The sequence below is a fragment of the Micromonospora sp. WMMA2032 genome, assembly GCF_002688545.1.
GTDB classification, from domain to species: Bacteria; Actinomycetota; Actinomycetes; order Mycobacteriales; family Micromonosporaceae; genus Micromonospora; species Micromonospora sediminicola.
In genome coordinates this window covers 2,995,630-3,021,303 of the sequence record NZ_CP024052.1, presented here as the reverse complement: position 1 = coordinate 3,021,303, position 25,674 = coordinate 2,995,630, and the positions used below count along the sequence as shown (strand labels likewise).

The 25,674-nt window shown below is 71.9% G+C and carries 38 protein-coding genes and 1 tRNA gene; 5 read left to right on the top strand and 34 right to left on the bottom strand.

The features are described 5' to 3' along the window. Positions 1-148: 148 nt before the first annotated feature. A complete protein-coding gene (locus CO540_RS13510) occupies positions 149-1,408 on the bottom strand; it encodes a glycosyltransferase 87 family protein (RefSeq protein ID WP_099162321.1) in 1,260 nt (419 codons plus the stop codon). Between the two features lie 73 nt (positions 1,409-1,481). Between CO540_RS13510 and orn the strand changes: the two genes are divergently transcribed. Further along, positions 1,482-2,072, top strand: coding sequence for an oligoribonuclease (gene orn, locus CO540_RS13505; RefSeq protein WP_091580855.1), 591 nt, complete (start codon positions 1,482-1,484; stop codon positions 2,070-2,072). Positions 2,073-2,162: 90 nt separating this feature from the next. After that, positions 2,163-2,235: transfer RNA gene (locus tag CO540_RS13500), tRNA-His, on the top strand. An 82-nt stretch (positions 2,236-2,317) separates the two neighbouring features. On the opposite strand, the gene CO540_RS13495 is transcribed toward CO540_RS13500, so the two are convergent. The 15 genes from CO540_RS13495 to CO540_RS30160 all read right to left on the bottom strand — a co-directional run bounded on the left by CO540_RS13495 (position 2,318) and on the right by CO540_RS30160 (position 10,789). Continuing rightward, the gene (locus tag CO540_RS13495; RefSeq protein WP_099162320.1) at positions 2,318-2,905 is read right to left on the bottom strand and encodes a hypothetical protein; all 588 of its coding nucleotides are present in this window, start codon (positions 2,903-2,905) and stop codon (positions 2,318-2,320) included. Between the two features lie 131 nt (positions 2,906-3,036). Beyond that, complete coding sequence (locus tag CO540_RS13490) at positions 3,037-4,212, bottom strand: hypothetical protein (protein WP_099162319.1); 1,176 nt, start codon at positions 4,210-4,212, stop codon at positions 3,037-3,039. 773 nt (positions 4,213-4,985) lie between these two features. Then, the gene (locus CO540_RS13485) at positions 4,986-7,040 is read right to left on the bottom strand and encodes a cell division protein FtsK (RefSeq protein WP_099162318.1); all 2,055 of its coding nucleotides are present in this window, start codon (positions 7,038-7,040) and stop codon (positions 4,986-4,988) included. A gap of 2 nt (positions 7,041-7,042) precedes the next feature. Continuing rightward, a complete protein-coding gene (locus CO540_RS30915) occupies positions 7,043-7,990 on the bottom strand; it encodes an ABC transporter permease (RefSeq protein WP_253866652.1) in 948 nt (315 codons plus the stop codon). Beyond that, positions 7,987-8,304: a hypothetical protein gene (locus CO540_RS13475; protein ID WP_099162317.1), complete on the bottom strand. Its 318-nt coding sequence runs from the start codon at positions 8,302-8,304 to the stop codon at positions 7,987-7,989. Before CO540_RS13475 ends, CO540_RS30915 begins: the two co-directional genes overlap by 4 nt. Next, positions 8,304-8,546 carry a hypothetical protein gene (locus tag CO540_RS13470; protein ID WP_099162316.1) on the bottom strand — a complete coding sequence of 81 codons (243 nt, stop codon included), beginning with the start codon at positions 8,544-8,546 and terminating at the stop codon, positions 8,304-8,306. The genes CO540_RS13475 and CO540_RS13470 overlap by 1 nt, the downstream gene beginning before the upstream one ends. Next, on the bottom strand, positions 8,543-8,767 hold the full coding sequence (locus CO540_RS13465) for a hypothetical protein (protein ID WP_099162315.1): 225 nt from the start codon (positions 8,765-8,767) through the stop codon (positions 8,543-8,545). The genes CO540_RS13470 and CO540_RS13465 overlap by 4 nt, the downstream gene beginning before the upstream one ends. Continuing rightward, positions 8,764-8,925, bottom strand: coding sequence for a hypothetical protein (locus CO540_RS30175; protein WP_157779126.1), 162 nt, complete (start codon positions 8,923-8,925; stop codon positions 8,764-8,766). Before CO540_RS30175 ends, CO540_RS13465 begins: the two co-directional genes overlap by 4 nt. 10 nt (positions 8,926-8,935) lie before the next feature. After that, entirely contained in the window at positions 8,936-9,097 is a 162-nt protein-coding gene (locus tag CO540_RS30170; protein WP_157779125.1) for a hypothetical protein, read from the bottom strand. After that, positions 9,097-9,297, bottom strand: coding sequence for a hypothetical protein (locus CO540_RS13460; RefSeq protein ID WP_099162314.1), 201 nt, complete (start codon positions 9,295-9,297; stop codon positions 9,097-9,099). The genes CO540_RS30170 and CO540_RS13460 overlap by 1 nt, the downstream gene beginning before the upstream one ends. A 77-nt stretch (positions 9,298-9,374) precedes the next feature. Then, the gene (locus tag CO540_RS13455; RefSeq protein WP_099162313.1) at positions 9,375-9,668 is read right to left on the bottom strand and encodes a hypothetical protein; all 294 of its coding nucleotides are present in this window, start codon (positions 9,666-9,668) and stop codon (positions 9,375-9,377) included. A gap of 1 nt (position 9,669) precedes the next feature. After that, positions 9,670-9,849, bottom strand: a complete 180-nt coding sequence (locus tag CO540_RS13450) for a hypothetical protein (RefSeq protein ID WP_099162312.1) — start codon at positions 9,847-9,849, stop codon at positions 9,670-9,672. An 86-nt stretch (positions 9,850-9,935) separates the two neighbouring features. After that, complete coding sequence (locus tag CO540_RS30165) at positions 9,936-10,091, bottom strand: hypothetical protein (RefSeq protein ID WP_157779124.1); 156 nt, start codon at positions 10,089-10,091, stop codon at positions 9,936-9,938. Positions 10,092-10,117: 26 nt separating this feature from the next. Next, positions 10,118-10,564 (bottom strand): DUF3307 domain-containing protein, encoded by a 447-nt coding sequence (locus CO540_RS13445; RefSeq protein WP_099162311.1) that lies wholly within the window; start codon positions 10,562-10,564, stop codon positions 10,118-10,120. Between the two features lie 87 nt (positions 10,565-10,651). Then, positions 10,652-10,789 carry a hypothetical protein gene (locus CO540_RS30160; RefSeq protein ID WP_157779123.1) on the bottom strand — a complete coding sequence of 46 codons (138 nt, stop codon included), beginning with the start codon at positions 10,787-10,789 and terminating at the stop codon, positions 10,652-10,654. Between the two features lie 99 nt (positions 10,790-10,888). Between CO540_RS30160 and CO540_RS13440 the strand changes: the two genes are divergently transcribed. Both CO540_RS13440 and CO540_RS13435 read left to right on the top strand, forming a co-directional pair. After that, positions 10,889-11,119, top strand: coding sequence for a hypothetical protein (locus tag CO540_RS13440; protein ID WP_099162310.1), 231 nt, complete (start codon positions 10,889-10,891; stop codon positions 11,117-11,119). A gap of 86 nt (positions 11,120-11,205) precedes the next feature. After that, the gene (locus CO540_RS13435) at positions 11,206-11,622 is read left to right on the top strand and encodes a hypothetical protein (protein ID WP_157779122.1); all 417 of its coding nucleotides are present in this window, start codon (positions 11,206-11,208) and stop codon (positions 11,620-11,622) included. 71 nt (positions 11,623-11,693) lie between these two features. On the opposite strand, the gene CO540_RS13430 is transcribed toward CO540_RS13435, so the two are convergent. After that, complete coding sequence (locus CO540_RS13430) at positions 11,694-12,053, bottom strand: hypothetical protein (protein WP_099162308.1); 360 nt, start codon at positions 12,051-12,053, stop codon at positions 11,694-11,696. 143 nt (positions 12,054-12,196) lie between these two features. Between CO540_RS13430 and CO540_RS13425 the strand changes: the two genes are divergently transcribed. Then, positions 12,197-12,400: a hypothetical protein gene (locus CO540_RS13425; RefSeq protein WP_157779121.1), complete on the top strand. Its 204-nt coding sequence runs from the start codon at positions 12,197-12,199 to the stop codon at positions 12,398-12,400. Here CO540_RS13425 and CO540_RS13420 read toward each other — a convergent pair. The 17 genes from CO540_RS13420 to CO540_RS13340 form a co-directional block, all read right to left on the bottom strand. Further along, complete coding sequence (locus CO540_RS13420) at positions 12,394-12,753, bottom strand: hypothetical protein (RefSeq protein WP_157779120.1); 360 nt, start codon at positions 12,751-12,753, stop codon at positions 12,394-12,396. The two genes, CO540_RS13425 and CO540_RS13420, sit on opposite strands and share 7 nt — an antisense overlap. Further along, positions 12,750-13,214 carry a hypothetical protein gene (locus CO540_RS13415; RefSeq protein WP_099162305.1) on the bottom strand — a complete coding sequence of 155 codons (465 nt, stop codon included), beginning with the start codon at positions 13,212-13,214 and terminating at the stop codon, positions 12,750-12,752. Before CO540_RS13415 ends, CO540_RS13420 begins: the two co-directional genes overlap by 4 nt. Continuing rightward, positions 13,214-14,065, bottom strand: coding sequence for a hypothetical protein (locus CO540_RS13410; RefSeq protein ID WP_099164742.1), 852 nt, complete (start codon positions 14,063-14,065; stop codon positions 13,214-13,216). Before CO540_RS13410 ends, CO540_RS13415 begins: the two co-directional genes overlap by 1 nt. A gap of 36 nt (positions 14,066-14,101) precedes the next feature. Continuing rightward, positions 14,102-15,565, bottom strand: coding sequence for a hypothetical protein (locus CO540_RS13405; RefSeq protein WP_099162304.1), 1,464 nt, complete (start codon positions 15,563-15,565; stop codon positions 14,102-14,104). A gap of 16 nt (positions 15,566-15,581) precedes the next feature. Continuing rightward, the gene (locus CO540_RS13400) at positions 15,582-16,319 is read right to left on the bottom strand and encodes a hypothetical protein (RefSeq protein ID WP_099162303.1); all 738 of its coding nucleotides are present in this window, start codon (positions 16,317-16,319) and stop codon (positions 15,582-15,584) included. A gap of 10 nt (positions 16,320-16,329) precedes the next feature. Next, positions 16,330-17,139, bottom strand: coding sequence for a hypothetical protein (locus CO540_RS13395; RefSeq protein ID WP_157779119.1), 810 nt, complete (start codon positions 17,137-17,139; stop codon positions 16,330-16,332). Between the two features lie 107 nt (positions 17,140-17,246). Further along, positions 17,247-18,425 (bottom strand): siphovirus ReqiPepy6 Gp37-like family protein, encoded by a 1,179-nt coding sequence (locus CO540_RS13390; RefSeq protein WP_216642364.1) that lies wholly within the window; start codon positions 18,423-18,425, stop codon positions 17,247-17,249. Positions 18,426-18,428: 3 nt separating this feature from the next. Continuing rightward, positions 18,429-19,373, bottom strand: a complete 945-nt coding sequence (locus CO540_RS13385; protein WP_099162300.1) for a phage tail family protein — start codon at positions 19,371-19,373, stop codon at positions 18,429-18,431. Next, positions 19,374-21,629: a hypothetical protein gene (locus CO540_RS13380; protein WP_099162299.1), complete on the bottom strand. Its 2,256-nt coding sequence runs from the start codon at positions 21,627-21,629 to the stop codon at positions 19,374-19,376. 3 nt (positions 21,630-21,632) lie between these two features. Next, on the bottom strand, positions 21,633-21,920 hold the full coding sequence (locus CO540_RS13375) for a hypothetical protein (protein ID WP_157779118.1): 288 nt from the start codon (positions 21,918-21,920) through the stop codon (positions 21,633-21,635). Positions 21,921-21,994: 74 nt separating this feature from the next. Beyond that, positions 21,995-22,573, bottom strand: coding sequence for a hypothetical protein (locus CO540_RS13370; protein ID WP_099162297.1), 579 nt, complete (start codon positions 22,571-22,573; stop codon positions 21,995-21,997). Beyond that, positions 22,570-23,079 carry a hypothetical protein gene (locus CO540_RS13365; RefSeq protein WP_099162296.1) on the bottom strand — a complete coding sequence of 170 codons (510 nt, stop codon included), beginning with the start codon at positions 23,077-23,079 and terminating at the stop codon, positions 22,570-22,572. Before CO540_RS13365 ends, CO540_RS13370 begins: the two co-directional genes overlap by 4 nt. Continuing rightward, positions 23,076-23,282 (bottom strand): hypothetical protein, encoded by a 207-nt coding sequence (locus CO540_RS13360; RefSeq protein ID WP_099162295.1) that lies wholly within the window; start codon positions 23,280-23,282, stop codon positions 23,076-23,078. The genes CO540_RS13365 and CO540_RS13360 overlap by 4 nt, the downstream gene beginning before the upstream one ends. A gap of 27 nt (positions 23,283-23,309) precedes the next feature. After that, positions 23,310-23,717, bottom strand: a complete 408-nt coding sequence (locus CO540_RS13355) for a hypothetical protein (RefSeq protein WP_099162294.1) — start codon at positions 23,715-23,717, stop codon at positions 23,310-23,312. Then, complete coding sequence (locus CO540_RS13350; RefSeq protein WP_157779117.1) at positions 23,714-24,109, bottom strand: hypothetical protein; 396 nt, start codon at positions 24,107-24,109, stop codon at positions 23,714-23,716. Before CO540_RS13350 ends, CO540_RS13355 begins: the two co-directional genes overlap by 4 nt. After that, positions 24,109-24,516 (bottom strand): DUF6093 family protein, encoded by a 408-nt coding sequence (locus CO540_RS13345; RefSeq protein ID WP_157779116.1) that lies wholly within the window; start codon positions 24,514-24,516, stop codon positions 24,109-24,111. The genes CO540_RS13350 and CO540_RS13345 overlap by 1 nt, the downstream gene beginning before the upstream one ends. An 11-nt stretch (positions 24,517-24,527) precedes the next feature. Continuing rightward, positions 24,528-25,664, bottom strand: a complete 1,137-nt coding sequence (locus CO540_RS13340; protein WP_099162291.1) for a hypothetical protein — start codon at positions 25,662-25,664, stop codon at positions 24,528-24,530. Positions 25,665-25,674 lie beyond the last annotated feature (10 nt).

Genomic DNA, 25,674 nt, shown 5'->3' with positions numbered 1-25,674 from the left:
AGGAGTGAGCCCTGGACGGCGGATGGCCCTCCGCGCTGCCGACGCGGAGGGCCACCGTCACCGGGGGAATTCGGTGCTACCTGGGAGAAACCTGAGGTAGTTGGGACAAGATTAGCGCCGAACCGGCCCAGACGCGAGGTCTGTCCGGTCAGTCCGAATTTTCGGATGAGTCATCGCGGCCCCGGCGGATCGGCAGCACCGCCAGCAGCAGCAGGCTGAGCAGCACGTACAGGTTGCGGACGACGAAGTCGACCGGATCGTCCGTGTGCACGATCGCGGTGCCCCAGTCCTGGAACGTCACCAACCCGTACACGATCGGCAGGCCGACGCCGACGGCCAGCGCGAGCAGACCGCCGCGCCGGCGCGCCCCGCCGGGCGTCGCCGGATCGGCGTCCAGCGCCGCGTCGACGAGCACCACCAGGGCGGGGACGAACCAGTACAGGTGGTGGATCCAGGTGATCGGGCTGACCAGCCCGCCCACCAGGCCGGTCAGGGTGAGACCCACCAGCGCGTCTCCCGCCCGGGCCGCCCGCGCGGCCCGCCACAGGCCGAACCCGGCGACCGCCAGCACGAGCAGCAGCCACGGCAGCCGGCCCGGCTCGGCCGACGGGGCCAGGCGACTGAGCAGCCCGAACAGCGACTGGTTGCCGGTGTAGTCGGTGCGGCCCACCCGCTCGGTGGTCCACAGCTCGTGGGTCCAGAACCGCCACGAGTCGCCCGGCGCGACCGCGGCGGCCAGCAGCGTGGCCACCGCGGCGGTCGCCGCCGCCACCGCCGCCGCGCGCCACCGTCGGATGGCCAGCAGGTAGAGCACGAAGATGCCGGGGAAGAGCTTGAGCGCCGCCGCCAGCCCCACGCCCACGCCGGCCCAGCGCCGCCCCTGCGGTACGGCGAACAGCAGGTCGGCCAGGACCAGCACCACGAGCAGCATGTTGATCTGCCCGAGCGTGAGCGTCTCCCGGGTGCTCTCCACCGCCAGCACCAGCAGCACGGCGACGGTCAGGCCGAACCCGCGCGGCAGGTCGTGTCGCCGCAGCACGGGCAGCACCAGCCAACGGGTGGTCACCACCACGGCGACCACGGTCAGCACCGCGAAGGTGGCGATCGCCACCCCGAGCCGCAGGTACGCGAACGGGGCCAGGAGCAGCGCGGCGAGCGGCGGATAGGTGAAGTAGAGCTCGCCCTGCACCCGGTCCGGCTGGACGTAGTCGTAGAGCGGGTGTCCGGTCGCCCACCAGTCCATCGCCGACATGTAGATCTTCTGGTCGAAGTAGTCGTGCCGCAGGTTGCGCAGGTAGAGCGCCGGCAGGATCGCGACCAGCGCCAGCACCGTGACCACCCGCCGGGCCGTACGTCCGCCCGCGTCGTCCTGGCTGACGGCGGGCGGGGCTACGGGTTCGGCTGGCACGGGGAAACCCTAGCGGTCCACCTGGCCCCCGGTGCCGAGGCGCGGGCGGGTCGGCGGCGCGTAGTCTGTCCCGGTGGCTGATCTTCTCGTCTGGATCGACTGTGAGATGACCGGGCTGGACCTGCGTCGGGACGCCCTCATCGAGGTCGCCGCGCTCGTCACCGACCCGGACCTGAACGTGCTCGGCGAGGGCGTCGACGTGGTGATCCACGCCGACGACGCGGCGCTGGAGGGCATGCCGGAGATCGTGCGGACCATGCACGCCAAGTCCGGCCTGACCGAGGAGGTACGCCGCTCCACGGTCACCCTGGCCGAGGCCGAGGACATGGTGCTCGACTACGTGACCAGCTATGTGAAGGATCCACGTACCGCGCCGCTGTGCGGCAACTCGATCGCCACCGACCGTGGCTTCCTGGCCCGGGACATGACCCGGCTCGACGCCCACCTGCACTACCGGATGATCGACGTCTCGTCGATCAAGGAGCTGTGCCGGCGCTGGTACCCCCGGGTGTACTTCGGCCAGCCGCAGAAGGGTCTGGCCCACCGGGCGCTGGCCGACATCCGGGAGAGCATCCGCGAGTTGGAGTACTACCGGCGGACCGTGTTCGTGCCGCTGCCGGGGCCGGACGTGGAGACCGCGAAGGCGATCGCCGCGCAGCTCTGACGCCCGGGCCGAACCCGGTGGACGGGGTCGGCCGGGGTGTGGCTATTATTAGTCCGCGCACCGCCCGGGTCGACCGGAGCGGCGAGCATGGTGGCTGTAGCTCAGTTGGCAGAGCACCGGGTTGTGGTCCCGGTTGTCGTGGGTTCAATTCCCATCAGTCACCCAGCTAGTGGATCTCCTCCACCGCAGCTCAGGCCCCCTCCGCGGAGGGGGCCTGAGGCGTTCTAGGGGAGAGGTAGGGGAACTCAGTCGGCGGCGCCCTCCGCGTCGCGCCGCCGGGCGATCCCGTCCACATACCCTTCGGCGTACCCCTGGGCGCGCGCTTCGGCTACGGGATCGGCGGGCTTGGGCTCGACCAACCGGACCCGCGTGTCGGAGTCGCTCGGCTCGGCCTGACGCGCGAAGGCGACGGTGTCGCCCTGTGCGGCGCGACTGGCGTAGACGCTGGGCTGCGACTGCGCGGGCGGCTGGGAAGTGCGGGGGCGTCCAGCGGCGTCGGCCAGGTCGATCACTGCTTCGGTCAGCTGTTCCAGCTCGGCCTGGATGCGGCGCAGCGGGATCGCCTCGGGGGTGGGGGCTTCGGAGGCGGCGTGCCCGTCCCACCAGGAGTCTCGGCGGCACTTCTGCACGACGTAGCGCGCAGCGAGGGCGCCAGCGATGCATGCCCCGACAAGGATCGCTGCCGAGTAGGCGATGAGCCTGCCGGTGGGGATGCTGCCGTAGCCGAAGTGTCCCACCCCGACGATGGCGATCGAGCCGATCGTTGCCCCGCCCGTGAGGCAGGCGGCGGCGAAGAGGCGCTTGGTCGGTGGTTTCGGTGCCTGCTGTGCCATGTGCTGTTCAGCTCCGATCGTCTTTGACCTGGGACGGGTGATCGGAGGCGGGTTCGTTCGCGGTCCGCCCTGCCTCCTGCCGGCATAGCCGGCGGCGTGCCCACGTGTTCGCGCGGTGGGCGGGGGCGGGCTCAGGCGGGGCCGGGCTCGATGCTGGTGTGCCGTGACGGCGGGATCTGCGAGCGCGGGCGGGCGTGGCGCAGCTGGTCGAGGGTGGGCTGCGCGAGCATCGACGTGACGTCGCCGAGGGGCTGGCCGTGCTGGTGGCTGTTGCTGCTGCCGCCGGTGGTGGCGTCGGTGCAGTTCTTGCCGCCGTCGGGCTGGCCGGGCTTCGGGCAGCCGGGCGCGGAGCGGGTGCCGACGCGCATGCCCCGCTTGGTGAGCCGGTGGCGTTCCAGCACGGTGCGGTAGTCGACGTGCCCGGCCGTGGCCTGGTCGACGGGTTCGGCGCAGTCCGGCGGCGGCAGGTCTTCGAGGGCCGCGGCGGGGAGTTCGCCAACGGTGGCCACCGGGGTGGTGGCTTCGGTGGCCTGCGGGCCGATGGGCACGGGCAGTTGGCCGGGTGTGACGACGACGGGCGCCGGGCTGGTCGGGCTGGCGGTCGGCTGCGGGGTGGCGTCGGCGTCGGGCAGCGGCGCCGGGTCGGTGGCCGGGAGGGTCACGACGACCGGGGGGACATCCACCACGATCGGCGGCACGTCGACCACCAGCGGGGGCACGTCCACGACGACCGGGGGCACGTCGACCTCGACGGGGGGGACCACTTCGTCGACCACCTCGACGACGTCTTCGACGACCTGGCAGACGCCGTCAACGAGCGGCACGTCGCACAGGGGCGCGGTCGTCTCGGTGGGCTCGGGTGTCGGTGCGGCCTCGGTGGGCTCCGGCTCCGGGTCGGCCTGGTCGGTGTCGCGGTCCTCGCCGGGCTGGGTCGGCTCGGCGGTCGGCTCGACGGGCTTGGTCGGCTCCGGCTCCGGGTCGCGGGTGGGCTCCGGCTTCGGCTCGGGTTCGCGGGTCGGCTCCGGGTCGGGCTTCGGCGCCGGCGGGGTGGGCTCGTCGGCCGGCTCGTCCTTCGCCGGTGCCTCGGGCTTCGGGTCGACCTTCACCGGCACCACGTCGGTGACCGCGTCGAGCAACTTCTTCACCGGCCGTCCGGGCAGGCCGCGGTCGAGCGCACCCCCCGGGCTCTGGACCGCCGCCGGCTTGTCGTCCGCTTGGGCGGGGTCGTCGGCGAGGGCGAGCACGCCGAGGGTGGCGCCGGCGCCGAGGCCGGCGATCAGGATGGCGCGGTGGATGCTGCGGCGCATGTGGCTCACCTCCCCCCGGTGGTGATCTCCGTCGTCCGACTCACGGGACTTCTGTGGGTGGCGGGCTGGCTGCTCAACTCGCCACCGTGGTTGTCGTCAGGCAAGGAGTGTCGCGTGCCTGGCCGTGAGCTGTACATCGTCGTATAGGTGGGCGGGATTCGCACCCTCTGGTGATCGCGCGTGTCCGTACGGTCAGCAAGATCGGCGTTGATGTGTCCGGGTTTGTGACAGCTACTCGGTGGTTACTTTTCGCCATCTGCCAGATCCGTTGAGTAGATCGTCTTCGGGCGTTGAGTAGATCCCGGGCAAGCGTAAGGCCCCGGACCGACATGGCCGGGGCCCGACGCGCGTCGAGTCAGGACGCCGCCTTGCGGACCTTCGCGAACCGGTTCCACACCTTCCGGCCGAACCGCAGCCGGCCCCCAGTGCCCTTGCACCGGCGGCAGAGGCGTCGGACCTTGCGGCCCTTTGGTTGGAACTTCCCACGGCCGTCGCACTTGCGGCAGTCGGCGATCGGCCACCACCGACACTCGGCGATGTAGTACAGGGCTCCGAGCAGGAGGCCACCCGCCAGGACGGCCAGGATTGTTTCCCAGGGCAGGGGGGCTTCGGAGGTAGCGGTAGCGGCGAGAAGGGGTCTCACAGGGCCTCCAGGGGTGGTTTTCGGGGTTCTCCGGCAGGTGCCGCGACCCGCGACCCTCGACCGTTTGCGCTGGTCAGAGGGTCGCGGGCCTGGTCGCGCAGCCGCGACCGGTCGCGCGACCTGCCGCGACTCATCCGGCGATCTGCCGGCGCTCGATCGCGGCCTCGATGTCCCGCCGCCGGCAGCCCTTCAGGGCCACCCCGTCGGTCTTCACGTCCACCGACGGCACGCCCTCGTTGCGCACCAGCGCCGAGATCGACTCGGGGGACTCGCCGGCGTACTGCTCCGGCATGTGCGCGGCGAGCAGCTCGGCCAGCTGTGGCCACTGCACGCCCTGGCGGCCGATGTACGCCCACACCCGGATGACGTCGGCGAGCACGTCACGAGCCTCACGGGTCATGTCCTCACCCGCGGCCATCCCGGAGAGGGTGCCGGCCTGCTCCCGGATCCGCCGCGCCGCGATGAGGATCTTCTCGGCGTCCTCGGCGTCGGCGAGGAACGTCCGCACCGTCGGGGTGTCGTCGGAGGCACCGCGGAGGATGCCGACGCCCTTGTAGGTGGGCAGCAGCAGCGACGAGTCGTAGCCCTCCGAGTAGGCGCCGGACCCCAGGACCAGGTCGCTGACCTGCCACGATCCGGTGCGGAGCGCGAAGCGGACCTGGTGGTTGTCGCGGAAGCTGGTGAACTTCTGCGCGATCTTCTGGGTGCCGACGCCGGACGGCTTCTGGGTGGCGTCGAGGACGATGACGCCGGCGGCTGGCGCGACCTTGACCAGGAACACCAGCAGCGAGGCGATCTCCGCGTCCAGCTCGGCGTCGCCGGTGTCGAAGTACTCCTGGCACTCGTCGATGACGACCACCCGCACGGGCATCTTGTACTTCGGGTTCCGGGCGATTTCCCTGGTCAGCTTGCCTTCTGGGCATACGTCGACCGGCAGTTCGGACAGCCGCTGGTAGCGCCACTGCACGTCGTCCTTCAGCTCCCGCAGCGCGTCGACGAAGATCTCCACCGGGTCGCCGTCACGAGACATGGCCAGCCCGAACGCGCACCGGTCGGCGACCAGCCGGAACTTCCGCCAGTCCGGGGAGCCCTTGCCGTCGAACACGGTCAGCTTCACGTACGGGTCCAGCGCCGCGTACAGGGCCAACGCGCGGGCGGTGAAGCTCTTGCCCTGGCGGGGCTGGGCGCCGACCAGGATCGACGTCCACAGCATCGACAGGGTGACCAGCCGGCCGCGTTCGTCGAGGCCGAGCGGGGCGGGCTTCCAGATGTCGGTCTGCCGGCACCGCAGAAGCGGGGTGCGACCTGCGGGAACGGCGAGGGGATCCTTGTCGGCGACCCACAGGTAGTGGGAGCGGTTCGACTCGGGGTCGCGGGTGAGGAACACCTGCGACACGGCGACGTCGAGGCCGGACGCGAGCGCGCCGCGGGCCTTGACGACGTCGTCGAAGCCCTTGCCGTACGGCAGGACGACCTTGACGCGTCCACCCTCGCCGTCGCGTTCCATGCGGCCCAGGAAGCCGACCTCCTGGTCGGGCTTCGCGGGGTTGCCGAGCCCCGCGGCGTAGTACGCGCGCAGCACCGTGTCGGAGTTGATGAGCCGGTACCGGCCTCGCACCACGGCCGGGGTGACGATCGGCATGGTGGCGGGGCGGCCGTAGTGGGCGAGCAGTGGTACGAGCGCGGCGCCGACCAGGACGAGGATGTACCGCGGCGCGAATGCGAACAGGACGCCGCCGACGACGGCGAGGGTGACCAGCTCGATGAGCAGTACCACGAGTCGTCCGCTGCGCCGGGTGGCCAGCTGCTGCTCGATGGTACGGCCCTCCTTCAGGTCGCCCTTCGTGGCGGCCTCCTGGAGCAGCGCGTTCAGCTCGGGGTGGAACGCCCAGCGGATGTGCCGCCACAGGATGCGGAACACGCCGACGACGGACCACACGACGGCGAGGCCGATGTACCGCGGGCTTCGTACCGCGTGGTACGCGGCGATGTGTCCGGCGGTGGCGGCCTGCCGCTTCAGCGTGGACTTGACGTTGTCCGTACCACGCCACTGGGCGGGGATGACGGGGTGGCGGGTGTTGTCCTTGGTGACGACGTCCACGTAGACGGGTCCGCGGTTGGGGTCGGGCTCGTCGTCGAGCGCGATCTCGTAGTGGGTGTCGAGCACCTTGTCGTCGTCGGCCATGGTCACTTCTCCTCTCGGACCATGTGGGCCAGGGCGGCGCCCATGCCGAGCACGGCAACGGGCAGGCAGGCCACGAGGGTGGTGATCCACCACGGGGCCGACTTCACGCCGGCGGCGACCAGCAGGTGGTAGGCGACCTGGCCCAGCGCTCCGACCAGCAGCGACGTGATCGCCGAGGTGCGGGCGAACGCCAGGGTCCGCCCCGACACCCGCCCGGACAGCCACACGTACAGGGCGTACGCCCCGTAGGTCTCCACGCCGATGGGCAGGGTGATCGCGGAGTCGATGGTGGCCCAGCCGCCGTCGGCGACGATGCCGGGCAGCAGGTTGACGGTGCCGAACCCGGTGAGCTTGCCGAGGCCGACCCAGCCGCCCCAGATGGCGACGAACGCGGGGGCGGCGAGGAGCATGACGGGCCACACCGCGGGCCGCCGTACCAGGCCGGTACGTACCGTCTCGGCGGGCTGCGGTACGGGCGTCGCCTCGATCGGCTCGGCGGGGGTCGGTACGTCCGGCTGTACCACCGCCGGCGGCGAGGGCGGTACGGGCTCCTGTACCACCGGTGCCGGTTCGACCTGTACCACGGGTGCCGGCTTGGTCCGTACCACGGCGGTACGGCGCGGCGGCGTCGGCTTGGTACGGCCGGTCTTGGCCGGCTCGGTACGCGGCTTCTTCGGCGGCGTCTCGATGCCGTGGCGGGCGCGGTACGCGGCGCGGGCCTTGTCGACCTGGCCGCGGGAGTCCCACGACTTGTTGCCGGTCTCCTCCCGCATCCGCTCGGCGGTCTTGTCGATGCTGGGGCAGTCGGCGCCGCCGTACACGTCGTCCAGCTCGTCGACCATCAGCCGCAGCGCGGGGGTGAGGTCGTCGTGGGTGGGCTTGCCGGGCGGCGGCATGTCCGGCACTGCCGGCGGCTCGTCCAGCGTCGTGGGTTCCATCGTGGTGGTCATCGGTTCGCGGGCTCCTTGATGCGGAGGTCGGCGAGGGTCATCGCGTTGGTCTGCTGCGGCAGCTCACCGGCCGGCTGCCGATCGAGCACCACCGGCCGGGTGATCCACCGGTGGCGGGCGCCCCGGTAGCCGCGGCGGGCCAGCCGCCACGCGCGCGGGGCCGCCCATTTCCCGGCGAGGATCAGCAGCACCAGGGCGAGCTGCAACGCGCGGGCGGCGGTCTTCAGCAGCCACAGCAGCATCTGCCCGCCGAGGGCGAGCAGGAAGGTGCCGGTGCCGCCGTTGCAGCCGCACTTGCCGGAGATCGTGCACATCAGCGGGCCAACTCCTTCCGCACGGGCTGCGGGCCGCGCGTACGCGGCGCCGGGACCGGCTCGGCGCGGCGCCGGGCGTCAGCGCCGACGGCCAGCAGCAGTCCGGCGAGCAGGAACGGAGCGAACCCGACGAGCCGCAGCACGGTTCCCGGGTCACCGGCGGGCAGGTGGATGCCGACCTCCCACACGATCGTGGGCAGGGCGGCCACGCCGGCGTGCGCGGCGATCGTGCGGGCGTTCATCGGATCGACCTCCCGAGGGCGATGCGGGCAGACAGAACGGAGCGGCGCAACGTGGACAGCGCCCAGTCCTCGACGTCGTTGGTGGGCTGAGTCGGCCGGTCCAGCAGCCGCACGATCTGGTACAGCTGCTGGTCGACGATCTCGACGGCGCGGGCGGCCTGGGCGATGACGGCGCCCGGCGCGGCCGGTGGGGCGGGACGCAGGCGGTTGAGGAGGCTCACGACATGCCTCCGAGGTTGGTGAGCAGCGCGCCCACGGCGAGGGGGGCCGCGCAGCCGACGATGCGGTAGACGGCCCGGTTGACGCGGGCGGTCAGGCCGTCGGCGGGGCCGAGCAGGCCCAGCGCGAGGATCAGGGCGGTGACGATGAGAGCGGTCATCACAGGCACCTCACTGTCCCGGCCGGCGGTTGAGGCGCAGACGGTTGCTCGGCTTGGTCGTCTCGTTGCGGACGGCCTTGGCCTTGCGTCCGCCCTGGCTGACGCCGGTGACGGTGAACCCGCCGCCCCGCTTCGGGTCGGTGCTGCCCTTGCTGCTGTTGAAGATGCCCATCACCGGTCACCGCCTCGGGTCACCAGGACCAGGCGGCGGCCGGAGCCGGGCTGGTAGCGGGTCGGGCAGGTCGCGGCCATCGCGGCGAACGTGCGCAGGCCGCCGTCGCGGTCGCGGGTGGCGAAGCGGCCCTCGGTGCGGATGGTGTTGCCGGAGCGGTCGATGCGCCGCTCCTCGATGCAGTAGGTGATGATGTCCATGGGTCGGACCTCCTAGCGGTCTGATCAAGGCCCCCAGCCGGCGGTGCAGTCGCCTTGGCTGGGGGCCGTCTACGTGGTCAGTGGTTGCTCGCGGCGCGGGCACGCCCGGCCTTGGTGGGCAGGTAGTGCGACTGCGCGTCCACGACCTGCTCGTAGGTGTGGTCGAAGCTGACCGTGGCGCGGAGCAGCGTGTGCAGTCCGGCGTGCCCGAACACCGGGTGCAGGGGGATGCCGAGGTGGTCGGCGATCTGCTCCCGGGTGCGGTGCCCGGCCACGATCGCGGCCAGGACGTCCCGGTACTCGTCGGTGTCGACGAGGCTGGTGTCACCGCGAACGGTGAGGTCGGGGTTCGTCTTGCTGAGCATGCCCATGTCAGCGGCCCTTCTTCGCCTGGCGCACCTCGGCGCGGGCCTGCTCCGGCGTCTTCCGCCAGTAGCCCTTCACGTACAGCTCCGGGCTGTCCTTCCGCACCTTCGCGACGTGCTCCTTGCCCATCCGGTGCGACTCCTTCTCGTAGGCGACCTTCTCGGCCACCCGCTTGAACAGGCCCATGGCGGGCTCCCTTCAGTTGTGCCGTCAGGTGGTCTGGCGGCCTCCGCGTGCCGCCCGGGTGATGAGCCGGGCGGCCACGGGGGCGGTCAGCGCTCCTGGCGCATGCCGCCGGTGACCCGGCGCATCGTGGTGCCGCTCTCACTGCGGACGGTGGAGCCGCAGACACCGCAGGTGGCGGTCTGCTTGCCTTCCCGGTCCTGCCGGGCATTGCGGAACACGTCGCTGTTGCCGCAGGTCAGCATGTGCTTCTCCTTCTCGAAGGGCCTGGTCAGGCCGCGATGATGAGGGCGGCGATGAACAGCCACCCGATGTGCCAGGACTGGTCGAGGGCGTACGCGCCCGTGCCGAGCGACGGGTTGTCGTCGCGGCCCGGGCGGGGGGTGCCGAGGACGTAGAAGCGGCCCGCACCGGCCAGCTCGGCGAGCCGGCGCAGCGGCGTCCGACGGTCGGCGATGTAGTGGGTGACCGCGCTAACCGTCAGACCGGCAGCCACGAGCAGCCAGCCGGGCCGCCATCCGGTGACCGTGGCGACCAGGGCGAGGGCCACGACGGCGGTCGCCGTGTAGGTGGCGACGTGCTTCACGCAGGCCCACCGGCCCGCCCAGCCGGGCTGCCCCTTGTGGTCGGCCTGGTGCTGGGTCTGGATCCAGTGGTCGGCGACCTGGTGGCCGGCGTACAGGGCGGCGAACGCGGCGGCGAAGTCGGCGGTGCTCATCGGGTCCTCCTCTGGGCGTTCGCTTGGTTGGCGGGCCTCCGCACGGGCATGCGGTGATGGGTGGATGCCCCGCGGGGGCGGTCGGGCCTACTTGCCCTTCGGGCGCTCGCTGCCGTGCGCCTCCCGCGGCTTCCCGCACTGGCCGAGCCGGCCGGGCGCGACCTCCGTGACCTCCTTGCACTGCCGGGTGAACCGGCCGTCGAACGCGTGGTCGGGGTCGCTCATCCGGGTGGCCTCCTCGGTCTTGCCTTGCGGGTTTGTGTTTCTGATGAGACGCTAACCCCACAGCAGGGCATGTGTCAACTGAGACAAGGAGCTGATAGCGTGACCGCCGTGGTTCGCCCCAAGACCGTCTACAGCGACGAGCAGGAACGCCTCCGCGCCGTCGCCGTGGAAAAGGCCCGCGCCGCCGAGGTGGCCGAAGAGGAGGCGTGGCAGGCCATCAAGGCGGCCCGCGACGCGAAGGTGCTCGACACCGACCTGTGCGGCGAGGACACGCCGCCGAGGTTCAACCGAGCCACTCTGAACCGGAAGTTCGGCCCCCGGTCCGCCTGACCCAGGACAGCACGAAGCGGCCCCCGCCGGAGCGTGAAGCTCCAGCGGGGGCCGTTCTCGTGCGCCTGTTCGCTACCGTGCCGGCCATGACCCGAACCCGCATCCTCCCCGCCGCGGCCGTCCTGGTCGCCCTCGCCCTCGCCGGCTGCTCCAACGACAGCCCCGAGCCGGCCGCCGCGCCCACCAGCAGTCCGCCGGCCACCGCCGCGGCGGCGTCGCCCGCGGCGAGCGGCCCAGACGTGTACGCGGTCAAGGCGTGCAAGCGGGTCGCGGACGCGCTCGACGCCGACGGGGACACCCTCGACGAGATGGCCGCCGCCGCCTACGAGGCGCAGCAGTCCAGCGAGCAGAAGCTCGTGCGCGCGGGTGCGGCGTTCGGGGAGCGGGTGAAGTTGGCGGAGGCGGCGCAGGGCGCCGGGGATGAGGCGGTGATGGAGGCGAACGCGGCGGCTGCGGCGTTGACGTTCACCGGCGTATGCGCGGAGGTCGGGTTGGTGAACTGACCCCGGACGCGCAGAAGCGGCCCCCGCCTCCCAGATCGGGAAGCGGGGGCCGCTGTCTGTGCAGCGTGCGGTCAGTCGGCGGTGACCGGGGTCCTCGAGGCGATGCCGTTGTCCGACACCGCGGGCGCGAACGCCACCCCGGCGGCGGTCAGCCCGGCCAGCACCAGCACGATCCACTCCCCGGAGTCGAGGCCGCCGAGCACGGTGGTGGCGAGGGCCTGGAGGACGGCGAGGATGACCGCTACGGCGGTCTTGCCCCACCGGTACTGGGGGGCGATGGGGACGAGGTAGACGCCGGCGGCGGTGGCGGCGGCGATGCCGATCTGCACCCACTCCTCCGGGTCGACGTGGTTGTCGCCGCCGAGGGCGGCGTAGAGGGCGACGAGGACGGCGCCCGCCAGGGAGGCGAAGGCCTTGCCGTACTTCTCCATCAGGTCTCCTGGGTTCGTGAATGCCGGGACGCGGGGTAGCGTCGCCGGTTGTGGCTGGATTTCCGCAGCTCCGACAGGTCGGGATCGCGCATCACGTAGACGACCCGGGGCGCCCGCTTGCCTGGGTGCGCCTGTTCAAGCGCATGGATGACAGCGGTTGGGAGCTGTGGCTGAACTGGCCTGCTGAGGAACCCCGGCAGGTCACCGTCTTCCCGACACCCGAGGCGGCGGACACGGCGGCGAAGCGCCTCTACGGCGACGAGCCGGCGCTGCGGGAGTTGGCGGAGGCGTACGGGCTGGACCCGGCCGCCGTGCGGTGGCGGATCCGCGACGTGGGCGCCTACTGACCCTGGTCGCGGCTTCCGGCGCCCACCGGTTCGGTGGTGACCATCCGCCGCAGGGCCTCGACCTTCGCGTCCGGGTGCAGGATCGCCGCCCGCCACCGGCGCAAAGTGGCCGTCAGGCCGGACACCGAATCAGACAGCTCGACCATGTTGTCGCGGGTCGTCTTCACCTCCGCCTCCAACTCGTGCACCCGCACCTTCAGCGGCTCCAGCAGCGTCAACGCCGTGTCGGTGAGCACGTCCGCCGCCTCAGCGCGGATCTTCTTCCGGCTGGCGATGACCGCCAACCCGCCCGCGGCGCCGACCGCCCCGCCGAGCGCACCCACCACCGTCGTTGCCGTCTCCACCCAACTCATGGACGCTCCCGTTCCACCAGCAGCGACACGTCAGCCACCCGGCCGGCTTCGACGGCGATGGTGACCCGCCGCAGATCCAGGCCGATCTGCGCCACCCGCCACCACGACGCGAGCGCCGTGGAAGCCACGAACGCCCCCGCGGCGATGGCCGCGCTGCCGCTGACGGCGTACAGGGCGATGGCGTACATGGTGGTGACGGTGCCGAGGGCGGCGACGCCGCACAGTTCCACGCCCAGGGAAGCGGCGAGCCGGGTGCCGGGCATGCTGACGCCGGTGAGGCCGATGACCCCGGCGAGGATCAGCCCGACCTCCCAGATGGCTTGGACGCTGGTGGGCATGCCGGCGGTGACGGACGCTGGCCGGTTGCCGGTGGCGAGCAGCGTCAGTCCGGACAGCAGCGCGGCGAGCAGGACGGCCACCTCGAACGGCTGCCGGCCGCGGCCGATCGTGACCGGGCGCACTACGCGGCCAGGCGGGCGGCCAGCTCGTCGGCGACCTGCCGGGCCAGCTCGGCGGGGATCGCCGCGGCGATGCGCTCCGGCGACAGGCCGGCGAGCACCAGCGGGGCGAGTTGGACGGCGACCTGCTGCTCGTCGACGAGGTCCCGGCCGGCGAGGGCGGCCACGTCGGCGCGCACGGCGGCGACCTGTGACGGCATGCCGCGCATCAGGTCGAGGACGGCGCCCATGGTGACGCCGGAGCGGCCGATCTCGCAGCCGTGCAACGCCTCGCGGATGATCGGGATGTCGGCCTTGGTGAGCGGCATGTCGTCTCCCTGGATGAGTCCGATGGTGGTGAGGTAGCGGCGGAACACCGCGGTTTGGTCGCGGCCGGCGCGGATCGCGTCCCGGTGGTAGCTGATGTGCGTGTGCCAGAGGTGGCTGCTGTCGCCGCTGGAGCGTCGGCCGAGCCGGTCCCAGCGGCGCACCGTCGACCCGTCCGGGGAGTAGATGACCTCCCGGATGTCCCGGGTGTCCGCCGTCCCGGCCGCGCACTGGGCGACCAGCCAGGTGGAGAACGTCCGCAGGGTGTGGGTGGCGCCGCCGGAGCGGACGGAGAACGCACCCACGTCCAGCGCGCAGGCGTACGAGGTGAGCCCGGTCCGGTCGCGGGATGACTCCACCACCGAGTAGTCGTTGGAGATGACCCGGTCGGCGCCGCAGTGGTAGCCGCCCCGGTGCGCAGCGTCGGGGACGATGCCGACCTCGGCCGGGTCGAGGTCGGTGGAGACCACCTTGCCCGGGTTGATGTCGAGGTGGTTCAGCAGCAGCCGGCGGGCGTCGAGCAGCGTCTGCGGTGCGGTCGTGGCCACCAGTAGCTCCTTCGCGAGTAGCGGCACCTGGGCCTCCTAGAAGATCGGCACCCCGGCGGTCAGGTCCGGTGACACCGCCGGAGCCGTCGGGGCCGGCGCCAACGCGACCGACCACACCGTCACCTCGGTCTGCGTCTGGTTCGCCGTCAACGTCCGCCCGTACGTGCCCGCCGCGAGCGGCTGCGACTCGAACACAGCGACGGTGATGTCCTGGCCGCCGGCCGCGTTCGATGCGGCATCCCACCGCTTCGTGTCCCCACCCGCCCCCGACCAGGTGGTGGGCGTGCCGGTGTTGGAGTGCCGCGACATGACCATCGTCAGCAGCACGCCGCCCTCGGGCACCGCCACAGACGGGGCGGTGTGCACCGTGCCGTCGGTGGTGCTGGCCGCCGACGCCCAGGCGGCGAGCGGAGTCGTGGCGTGCACACCCCGGTACGCGCCGACCCAGCCGGCGTTCTTCCGCGCCGACGACAGCCCCCACGCGTACGAGGCCGGCTCGGACGCGGCGACCCGCGTGTACGCCTTGCTGGTCAGGTTGCTGGTGTCGGTCTGGGTGCCGAGCAGCGTGAGGGTGGGGTCGGTGGTGGTGACCGTCGACCCGATCCACCCCATCAACGCGACCAGGTAGTCGCCGTTGGCGGTGCCCGCCGGCTTCGCGACCGTCAGGTTCAGGGCGGACGCCGAGTTCAGGGACTGACCGGCCGCCACGTGGCTGATCCCACCCGTGACCGGCGGTGGGGCCGTCTCGGCGGCGATCAGCCCGGCGAGGGTCTGCTCCTCCACCGTGCGGTTCTGCGCGATCAGGTCGTCGCCGCCGAAGTGGAACCACGTGCCGCTGACCGCGTCGTCGGCGTGCAGCACCTGCACGAACGACCGCATCCACTCCGCGCACCCCGAACCCGACGGATCGGAGGAGACACGCTCGGCGCCCCACTCGGCGATCAGGTACGGCTTGCCGACCAGCGCGGACATGTCCCGGCACAGCTTCAGCATGTCCGCCGGATCCCGGTAGACGCTGGAGGACTCGTTGTAGACGTCGAAGCCGATCGCGTCGATGCCGAACGCGGCGTCCGCAGGCCACCACGTCGCCGCCGGGTTGCTGTTGTGCTCCCACCAGTAGTGCGTGTACACGGGAGCGAGAGTGATCCGGGACCGGGCCGGATGCGACTCCAGGGCCTGCACCAGCTCCAGCCAGCGGGACCGGAACACCGCCGGCAGCGGGTCACCGGAGGTCTGCTGCTCCGGCTCGTGCCAGTAGGTGAGGATGAGCCGCTGCCCCGACGGCATGGAGTCCAGCCAGGTCGTGACGGCGGCGAGGTCCCAGATCTTGAACGACACGTGCGGGACAGCTCCGGCGGCGACGATCGGGCCGAGGACCGTGCCGGACCAGGACGGCAGGGTCTGGGAGCTGTTGCGGAACACCCGCACGGCTTCGGTGCCGGGGTAGCGGGCGAACGTGGCTTCGACGGACAGGGTGCCGGGGCACCAGCCGAGCATCATGGGCGGGCCCTTCCTGTCAGTAGGCCAGGGCCTGCACGGTCAGCTTCGTTCCGGCGGTCGTCGAACCCACCTGGATCACGTCCACCGTCAGGTAGCTCCCAGCGGGCCACGCCGACACCGCGAACGTCGAGGCCACACCCGACGTGCGCTGCCCGGCGGCGATCGTCGGACGGTTCCCGGAGGTGAACGCCTCCACCCCGTCCACCTTCAGCGTCACCACCAGCGAGCTGCCGGCTGGCGTGCTGCCGCCCACCGACGCGACCACGCCCCGCAAGGTGAGGGTCTTCCCCGTCGGGTTGTAGATCCGGTACACGCCCACACCGACCGCGGCGGTGTCCTGCGACCACGTCGGCATCAACGCCTGCGGCGGGCTGTCCGCGTACGCGGCGAAGTCGTCGGCCGTGTCCTGCGCCAGATCCGCCACCGCCGCCAACGGCCCACCCAGCCGCGCCTGCAGCAGCGCACGCGGACCACCGCCGGCCGACGCCCACAGCTCCGTCACCCCGTCCGGGCCCTGGAACGGCGGGATCGTGCCCGCCGCCCGCCCGTCCGAACCGTCCGACGAGGTGATCGTCGTCGCGGCGATCCCGTCGGCGTCGAGCAGGTCGGTGACCTGTGTGCCACCGGTCTCCGCGTTGTAGACGGTGACCTGCACCCCACTGACGATCTGCGCGATGTCGTCGAAGCCGTCCACCGCGTCCTGTGTGGTGAACGTCCAGTCGGCGATCCCGCCGCCGAACCAGTAGCGAGCCATCAGATTCCCCTCAGGAGGCGGCGTGGAAAGTCAAGGACCCATCCAGGGCCCGGCCGGCGTTGATGCCCAAACCCAGCGGCGTCTCGACGTACACACCGCCCGCGGTGGTCACCTTCAGGCGCACCGCCTCACCGTTCCCGGCCCCGTAGGACGCCTGCCCGGGAACGTCGAACGTCGGATAGCAGCCGGCCGGGAGTTGCCCGACCTTCACCGACGTGCCCGCGGCGATCGTCGTGCTGCGGGTGACGTTGACCGCCACCACCACGGTGCCGTTGCGCTTCTGCACCCTGTTCAGCGCGGCCGTCCACCCCGACGACAAGGCGAGGGACAGCAGCCCCGAGTCCTCGGCGGTGGGGCTCCACGTGGTGCCGTTGGACAGTAGGTACTGGTCGGTGTCGGTTCGGTACACCACCCGCCCGGGCGACGGCGGCGGCATCGTGGCCGCCTTGCACAGGATCATGCCGTCTTCGCCGAGGTACCAGCAGCGCCGCACCACATCCGTTGAGGCGAGGGTGGTGGCGTTGTTGGCGACCGTCACCTCAGCGAGGGGCAGCTCCCACCAGCCCGACGTGCCCGTGGCGTTGGTTGTCGCCGGAGCGCCCGCACCGGGGGTGCCCTGCACCACCTGCACCGACACCGAGTAGTCCGACCGGGACAGCCGCAACACCACCAGGTCGATCCGCGTGCTTCCGGACGTGTTCGCCGCCAGGGTCTTGGAGAACTCGACGGCGTCGTTCTGCCAGAAGTAGCCCTCCACCAGCGCCGACTTGGACGCCCGCACGTTGACCTGCCGGGTCCCGGCGCCGTTGGCGTACACCACCGACGAGTCGTCCGGATGCCCGTGCACCCCCGTGGCCATGCCCCGGCCCAGGATCAGCTCATGCTGCCGCTGCGTCACCCCCGGACTCGGGGCGTAAGACTCGGCCATCAGATGGTCTCCAATCCGTCCAACCGCCGGGACACGTCACGCAGGTACCGCACCCACAGCGGATCCGGCGACGCATCCTGCGACCCGACCACCGCGGTGACCACCTCACCGGCGTCCGGGGTGGCCTGAAGGTGCACCGCCCGCACCACATCGGCGACGACCACACCCGACTCCAGCTCCACCGACACCTTGTCGCCGAGCTGGTAGTGCACACCGAACCGCTGATCAGGGGTGTCGATCGTCACCGACGCCAACCGGGCCGTCTCCGCGCCCCGCGCCAGGGCCTCATCGCCGGCCTGGTCCAGCTCGGTGGTGTCCACCGCCGTGTCTGTGGACTGCCGCTGGTCGACGAACGTTTCCATCCGCCCCCACCCGGCCACCGCCGCGGTGTTGGTCCGCTCGACGACGACCCGGGACGTGCCGACGTCCTTGCCGCCCACGATCGCCACCGTCGCCGTCGGCGCCTTCGGCTCGTACCGGTACGAGCGCAGGTTCCCCAGCCCGGGTGAGAACCGCACCACCGCCGACCGGTCCACCGGGGCGTACACCTGAAACTCCCGGGTGGCGGCCACCTGCTGGGCGCGGAACCCCAGACCGCCGCCGAGGATCGCCACCGACCGCAGTTCGTCACCGAGCGGCCGGAACCGGGTCGAAAACTTGATCGACGTGCCGATGCCTGCGCCGGCGCCGAGCACCAGCTGCGGCACCTGCCGTGCGGTCAGCGCGCCCGGGCCGGCGTTCAGGTTGACCAGGGAGCGGATGATGTCCCCGGCCTCGTCGGTGGCCGTCCACTGCGCCGTCGAGGTCTGCGCGGTCGCCGCCGCCGCCGGGTTCGGGTAGGTGATCCGGGCGACCACCGCGGCGAGGTCGTCGGAGAACCGCACCTCCACCGTGCCCGACCCGGACGCCTGCCCGGTCACCGACCAGTCCTCCGGGCCGGGCTCCTCGATCGGACCCGCGCAGAAGATCACCCCGTCGCGGATGACCACCACCCGGTTCCCCGGCGCCAACTGCGCCGCCGTCACCGCGGTGCGGGGGGCGGTGAACGATCCGGTGGCCGGCTCGTTGAACCGCAACGTCACGTCCAGCTCAGTCCACCGGGCGATCGGATCCCCGACCACATTCAGGTTCGCGTCGGTGACCAGCAGGGTGATCCCGGCCGGTGTCATCAGAGGCATGCGTCACGCCGTTTCGTATCGAGGGACGTACGACAGCACCAGCCGGGTCGCCGACGACGCACCCGCCACGCTGAAGGTCACGTCGTTACGGCCCGGCTGAAGGCCCCACAGCACGGCGCCGGGCCACGACAGCTTGTCCGTCCAGATCGCGTCACCTGGCCCCCGCACGGTCGGCGGGTCCGTCGTGATGCGGGCCACCTGCCCGGCGGTCAGCGTCGCCGTCAGGGTGAACGCCTCACCGGTGGTGTCGTTCGTCGCCGTCAGGCCGGTCGCCGGGCCGGTGATCTCCCACTCCGGCCACGCCTCGACGTCCCCGTCGTTCACCGCCGTGGTCGAGCCGAGGATGTTCGACGGGGTCACCGTCAGGTACGGGTTCAGGTACGACACCGCCGAGCCCAGGTAGGCATACGGCAGGCTGACCGGCTGCGACGACCGCCAGAACGGGTCCTCGCAGTACAGCGACAGCACCGCCGTGTCCCAGGTGTGACCCTGCCCCGGCTCGCCGTCCATCCCCGCCTGGTAGTACGCCAGGATGTCCCGCCCGGTGCCGTCCGGCCGCAGCAGCCGCAACACCCCCGGGCCGAGCCGGCGGGTCTGCGCGAACTTGGTCCCGATGAACCGCCACCCCTGCACCAGCTCCATGTGCGTGTCGGCGCGGACCCGCACCGGGATCGCCATCACCCGCGGCTGCGGCTGGATGTGCCGCACCCGGCTACCACCGCGGGGGTGCGGGTCGGCGACGATGCTCACCGGCGCCACACCGGTCACGTTCGACCAGTCATCGAGGGCGAAGTGCAGTTCGTCGTCGGAGGTGAGGTGCACCTCGGTGCCGTCGGGGGCGATCCACAGCAGGTACGGGCGGCCCGGGTCCGCCGGCCGCGCGGGTGTGGTCGGGCCGCCGGGCGGCGTGGGGGTGGGCGTGGTGATCGTGCCGACGAGGACGGGCATCTACCGCGGCCTCCCCACCCGAGTCAGGGCGTCCTGCCTGCGCTGGAAGCCCTCGAAGTCAGCCATGCTGGCCACCGCCTGCTGCGGCTGCCAGTAGAACTGGTTCGTGATCTGCTGCCCGGCGCCACCCGCGCCGCCGCCGGCCGGCACCATCTGCTGGCCGTACCAGCGGGCCGCACGCGACAGGATCCCCAGCGACCGCTCCCGGTTACCGAACCTGGGCACGAACGCCTCCCCGCCGGTGGCCGGCTCCGCCCACGCGTACCGCGCCGGAGACACCGGCGCCGCGATCTGCGCCTCACGCAGCCGACCCCACTGGGCGTGCTCGACGACACCACCCCAGCGGCGGCCGGTCGCCTCCGTGGCCTGCTCACGGCGCACATCCACATCCACGATCGCCCGCAGGCGGGCGGAAGTGAAGATCTCGCGGGGGATCCCCGACAGGGTTGCCTTCCAGTCCGAGACACCCTTGTTGTCCGGCTGGAAGTCGGCCTTCGTCTCAACTTCCTTCGGAATGCCGAACAGCTTGTTCGCCAGCTCGATGGCTTCCTTCTTCGACACACCCATCGCCGTGGCGGACCGCAGGAACGCAGCCCGGCCCCGCTCGGTGGCCTGCGACGCCAACTCCTGCGAACCGGTCTGCTCCAGGATCGCCTCGGCGCTGCCAACCGCCGCATCGGCGATGCCGAGCAGCGCCAGGCGGTTGCGCCGCCCGGCCTCCGTGTTCGGGTCGATGCCCTTCTTCGCGCCGTCCTTGGCCGCCTCGGCGGCGTTGTCGATCGCCTCCTCCAGGCGGATGTTCGCCTGCTCGGCGCTCAGGTTCTGGTTGACGTGCTCGTACAGGGCGGCGTTCATGTCCTCAAGGCGGGCCGTGAACTCCTCCACCGACTGCGAGCCGTCGGCGAACCCTGCCGCCAGCCCGTGAGTCGCGTCCGTCGCGCTCTCGGTCTGCAACCGGTACGTGCCGGACGCGTCCGCCGCGATGATCTGCGCATCCGTCAGGCCGGCAGCCTTCAGCGTGGCGAAGTCGGCGGCGTCGGCCACACCGGTCGTCGCCGCCCGGTACGCCTCCGCCTCGGCGGTGCCAGCCCGGAAGCCGTCCGCCGTCAGATCCAGCTGGATCCCGAAGTGCTCCAGCACCCCACCGGAGGACATCCAGTCCTCAAGCCAGTACCGGCCCCGATCGATGGCCACGTCCACGTTGTCGGCGTAGCCCTTGACGGCCGCCGCCAGGTGAACGATCCCACCGACGGTGCGGATCAGGTTCGACGTCGCCACCGTCAGGTCGTTCAGCGCCGACGCGCCTTCGTCGGCGTCGTCGGCCAGCGTCGAGAAGGTGTCACCCACGGCGTCGCCCAGCCGGTCAAAGCTGGCACCGAGGGCGTTGACCACCGGGTCGGCCTCGTCGACCGCGTCGGCGATACCCGCCACGATCCGCTTCGTGCCGGAAATCATGCCGGCGACCAGCGGATCGGCCAGCCGGGAAGCGCCGAAGATCCGCGACAGGTCTTCGCCCATGTCCGACCAGCCGGCCCGGACATCGTCCATCGCGTCCAGCAGGACCGGCGCGAACGCGGACGCCCGCTTCTCCAGGTCACCCAGGATGAACGCGCCCAGATCCTTACCGGCGGCCTGCACCCGGGCGTCCCGGGCGGCCAGCACCGCACCGCCGATGATGCCCAGCCCGGCAGAGCCGCCGATCACCGCGCCCGCCACCCCGGCGCCCAGCGTCGGCGCCATCGCCGCGGCCAGCGCAGCACCCGCAGCACCCGCACCGGAGCCGAGCGGCGCCGACGCCATCAGCGGACCCAGGCGGGCACCGAACCGGCCCGCGAAACCGACAGCGGCGTCGTCGGCCTCCACCTCAAGCAGTTCGCGAAGGTTGAGCTGCTGACGCAGGGTCCGCTGGTCGATGTGCAGCTTCTTCGTCAGGTCGACGCGCTCGGCCTCATCCGAGGTCGCAGCGATCTGCCGGGCCAGCTCACGGATCGAGCTGGACGTCTCGTCGATCTGCCGGTCCAGCCGGGCCGCGTCCGCCCGCAGGCGGTCCAGGTCACGGCCGGTGTCCTTCGCCGAGTCACCCAGGTCGTCCGTCGCCTCGGTGGCCCGACCGGTCGCCCCAGCGGCGTCCCGGGCGCTACCGGAGACGTCGTCGAGGGCGTCCTCCAGCCCCTCCGCGGCAGCCTCGGCCCGCTTCATGCCCCGAACGAACGGAGCCTCGTCCACCGACAGGCCAACCTTCACGGTGCGGGCCACGACTCACCCCCTCCGAACCAGGTGCACGGCGTGCATCAACGCGCCCGGGTGCTGCGGGTTGCCTGCCGCCGCCTGCTGCTCCGACCGCTCCAGGGCGGCGCAGGCGTGGCACTGCACGGGCGTGCCCGGCAGCGGCGCGTAGAAGCCCGACCCGAACGGGTTGTTGTAGTCGTTGCCCGGGTCCGTGGACTCGGCCAGCTCATGCCCACAGCGGCGGCACTGCCCGTCCTCGTACTCCTCCAGGGCAACCATCAACGCGAGCTGCTGGTCGTTCCACTCCGACTCCGGCACCGACCGCACCAGCCGGCCCCGCTCGTCGTACTCGTAGACCGTCGCCGGCTCCCACCCGTCGAGCCGGCGGGGAGCTACGCCGAGGGTTCGGGCGAGCCGGACTCGCTGCCGGAGGCCGGCCTCGTCAGCAATCCGGCGACGGAGAAAGGGAGGTCCAGCTCCTGCACGTTGAGGTTCCAGCAGGACCGCCACAGCTTCCGCCACTGCTGCACCCCGAGCAGCTCGCCCTCCGGATCCAGCAGCGCGGCCCAGGTTTCGTCCTTCAGCTTCGGCTCTACCGTCGACGCGCGGACCAGCGCCGGCAGGAACGTCTCCCGGTTCGCGCCCAGGTCCACGTCGTCGCCGTGAACCTTCCCGCCCTCCTGACGCGGCGGGTGGGTTTCGGCCAGCTCGTTCCACCGCTTCCGCGGCAGACCGCGGAGGCGAAACTCGACGGTGCTGGCCTCGATCTCCGCCCGCAGCGTCTCCATCCGCTCCACCAGCGCCGCCGTGGCGCCGCCGCCCATCCGCGGGTCGGCGGCGTCGCGGACCTTCGCCTCACCCAACTGCTGGGCGAGACGCTTCCACTCGACCATCAGGTCGGCGCGGGTGCACACCGGCACCCGGTCCTCGGGCAGCCGGGCGCCGGTGAGGATGGCGTCCGGGTCGCTCACGCGGCCACCACCGCGTCCGTCACCACGTCACCGGTCACGAACAGCCGCTGCGTCACCGTGTGCACGCTGTTGGCGCCGTTGTAGTTCTTCATCGGCTCACCGGCGGTGATCGGCCACACGTCCACGATGTCCGCCGCCGCCCACGCCTGCCCGCGCGGCACACCCCAGCGGACCACCAGGTAGCCCTTCACACCCTCGGTGAGGGTCAGGTACGCCTCGTTGTTCGCCGCGTCGTCCGGGTTGTGCACGTACGTGACCGTCAGGGACTTGGTCTTGCGGCCGGGCTGCTCGAACGTCTGCGTCGTGGCGAGCCGCTCGTCGGTCACGGTGGCCTGCTCACCCGACGGCGACCAGCCGTCACCGGTGATGTACCCGGCCAGCTCCTGCGACGACACCGCCCCCAGCTCGGTGGCGGCCTTCGGCGCCGTCAGGTCGGCGATCGTGGTCACGAAGTCGACGCGCATCGTCCCGTCGGTGGGGACGGACACCGGCAGCGGGGACGTCATCGGGCCTGCTCCTTGCTGGTCTTGACGGCGGTCTTGGTGGTGGTGTCACTGGCCGGCAGGGGGCGGCCCAGCCGGTCCGTCGCCGCCGCGTCGTCGAGGATCTCGACGTCCTTGCTGCGCTCGGCGAGCTGCTCCGCCCGCCGGCGGCCGACGGTCACCTCGGTCTTGCTGCTGTTGTCTCGGATACGCACCAGGTCCGGCACGACCCCTCCTCCATCAGGTTGTGCCGGTCACCCCGGCAGGGACTCCAAGCGGTACAGATCGATCTGGTCGAACACCCGCCGGCCCGTGGACTCATCCGGACGCGCCGGCGGGGAGTCGTCGTGGCGGATCGGGAACGCCCGCCTGCCGGTCATCTCCGGCACCACATCCAGCAGCACGCCCCGCACCCTCCCGGCGGTGATCCGCGCCGCCGTGTCGTTCGCCCCCACCGAATGCACCGTCGCCGTGGCCACCGCACGGGTGGACCGGGCGTCGAGGGTGGGGCCGAGGTCGTAGCGCACCGACACCCACGCCACCACGTACGGCAGCGGCGTCGCAGCCGTCGGCGTGTTCCCGTCGGCGTCGGGGAACACCCTCAGCCCGGCCACCGCGCGCAGGCGGCCCAGGAACGCAACAGCGTGCGGGTCGTCGCTCACAGCGCCTCCAGGGCGTCCGCAGCGGCCTTCTCCTGCCCGGCGACGAAGTCCGGCGACCACCGGTCCAACGCCGGGCCGAGGTGAGGCTGCGGCGGCGTGCGCGGATCCCCGTACTCCAGGAAGTTGCCCAGCGCCCCCTGGCGGCGGTTCTTATCCGGGCCGATCTCACCCGCCGTACCTACGCCGACCCCAAGGTCGGTCACGTCGTAGGTGATCGCACGCGGGTAGTGCGGTGCGTGGGCGATGCCCGAGGCGAACTGCGCGGCGGCCTTCTTGATCCCGAACGCAGTGAACGAGACCGCCTTACGCGAGTTTCGATGAGCCTCGTCCGGAGCCGCGCGAAGCGCCTCTGCCAGGCGCCTCACCTCTACGAAAGCAACATCCACATCCATCAGCTTGTTGCCTCCTCGATGCCCAGCCGCCGCGCGGTCGCATGCGACTTCGCGAACTCCGACCGGACATGGAACGCCCGCCCCTCAAGGTCCGGGTCGCTGCGACATTCCACGATGCGAACCCGATGCCCAGCTCGGACACCAACCGACGCGAGCAAGGGAAGCTGGAGGATCCACTGAAGCATCAGCAGATCCGCCTCTCCCACCTCCACCGCAGCCGCGCTCACGCCGCCCCGCGAGGCACCCTGCTGCACCCGACACCGGCCCGCGTACACCTCGCCGACCGTCTCGACGACCTCACCCGACTCCGGATCCGTCGTCGAACCCGTCACCGCCTCGACCACACACTCATCCGTCATCAGCGCCTCAGCAGCAGCACGACCACGAGCCAGCACCCCAGCGAGCACCACGCCACCCCCTACGGTCGGACCACCACACCCGCGTCAGGACGAGCCACCACACCCACCGGCCGAGCCACCACACCCGCGTCGGGACGCGGTACCACCGCGCCGGGCGTCCGGGAACTGCCCACCAGCGCCGCGGCGAAGTCGAACCCGGCCACCGCCACACCGACGACCACCGTCGAACCGGCCGCAGCCGCCTCGAACCCGACCACCGCCCCCAGCACACCCGGGACAACCCGAGCCCCAGCAGCGGCGGCCGTGAAACCCAGCAGGCACTCACCGGCGGCCACCGCGACCCGGACACCCGCCCCACCGGCGGAGAACGCCAGCGACGCCACTGCGGCGCCAGGAACCACCCGGACACCAGCCGCGACACCGGAGAACCCCAGCGGCGCACCAGCCGCACCAGCGACCAGCCGCGCACCCGATCCGGCGGCGGAGAAGCCCCACGACGCGCCGGCGACACCCGGCACCACCCGTACACCAGACGCTGCGGCGCCGAACGACAGTGCCGCCTCAGCCGAACCCGGCACCGTGCTGCCCGGCGGCAGAAACACCAGGTCGTCGGAGAACTCCAGCCACGGCACCGACCCCGCCGTGTCGTTCGTCGCCCCCGACGTGTGATCCGTGCCCGTCCCACCGAGCACCATCTCCCACTGCGGAGACGTGCCCGACGTGCCGACGCCGTAGCCCACCTCGACGGTGATCACGTCACCGGCGGCGATGTCCAGGTTCGTCACCGCGGCAGTCACCGCGTGCGTCTGCCCCGACATCGTGGTCGACAGCTCCGTCGTCGACGACGTCGCCGACCAGGCGTTCAGCGTCGCCTTCAGCGTGCCGTCAGCGGCCCACAGCTTCACCGCCCGGGCCCGCTTGTTGACGTTCGCCGTGGCCGCCAGCTCACGGCCCCGCGACATCACCGTCACGTTCCCGGACAGGAACTGCACGTCCAGCGGCGGCGTCTGCAACTGCACCGCCAGCGAGTACGACGGGCCGGTCTCCGCGGCCGTCCCCGACAGCGTCTCCGTGCCCGCCGCCTTCGCCGTCGACAGCAGCCGGCGCACCGCCGTGGACGTGTCCGCCCACCCGGCGTCGAACGCCGGAGACAGCGACGGAACGGTGGAGGCGACGTAGTACAGCCGCGTGGCCATGCCGCGCCCC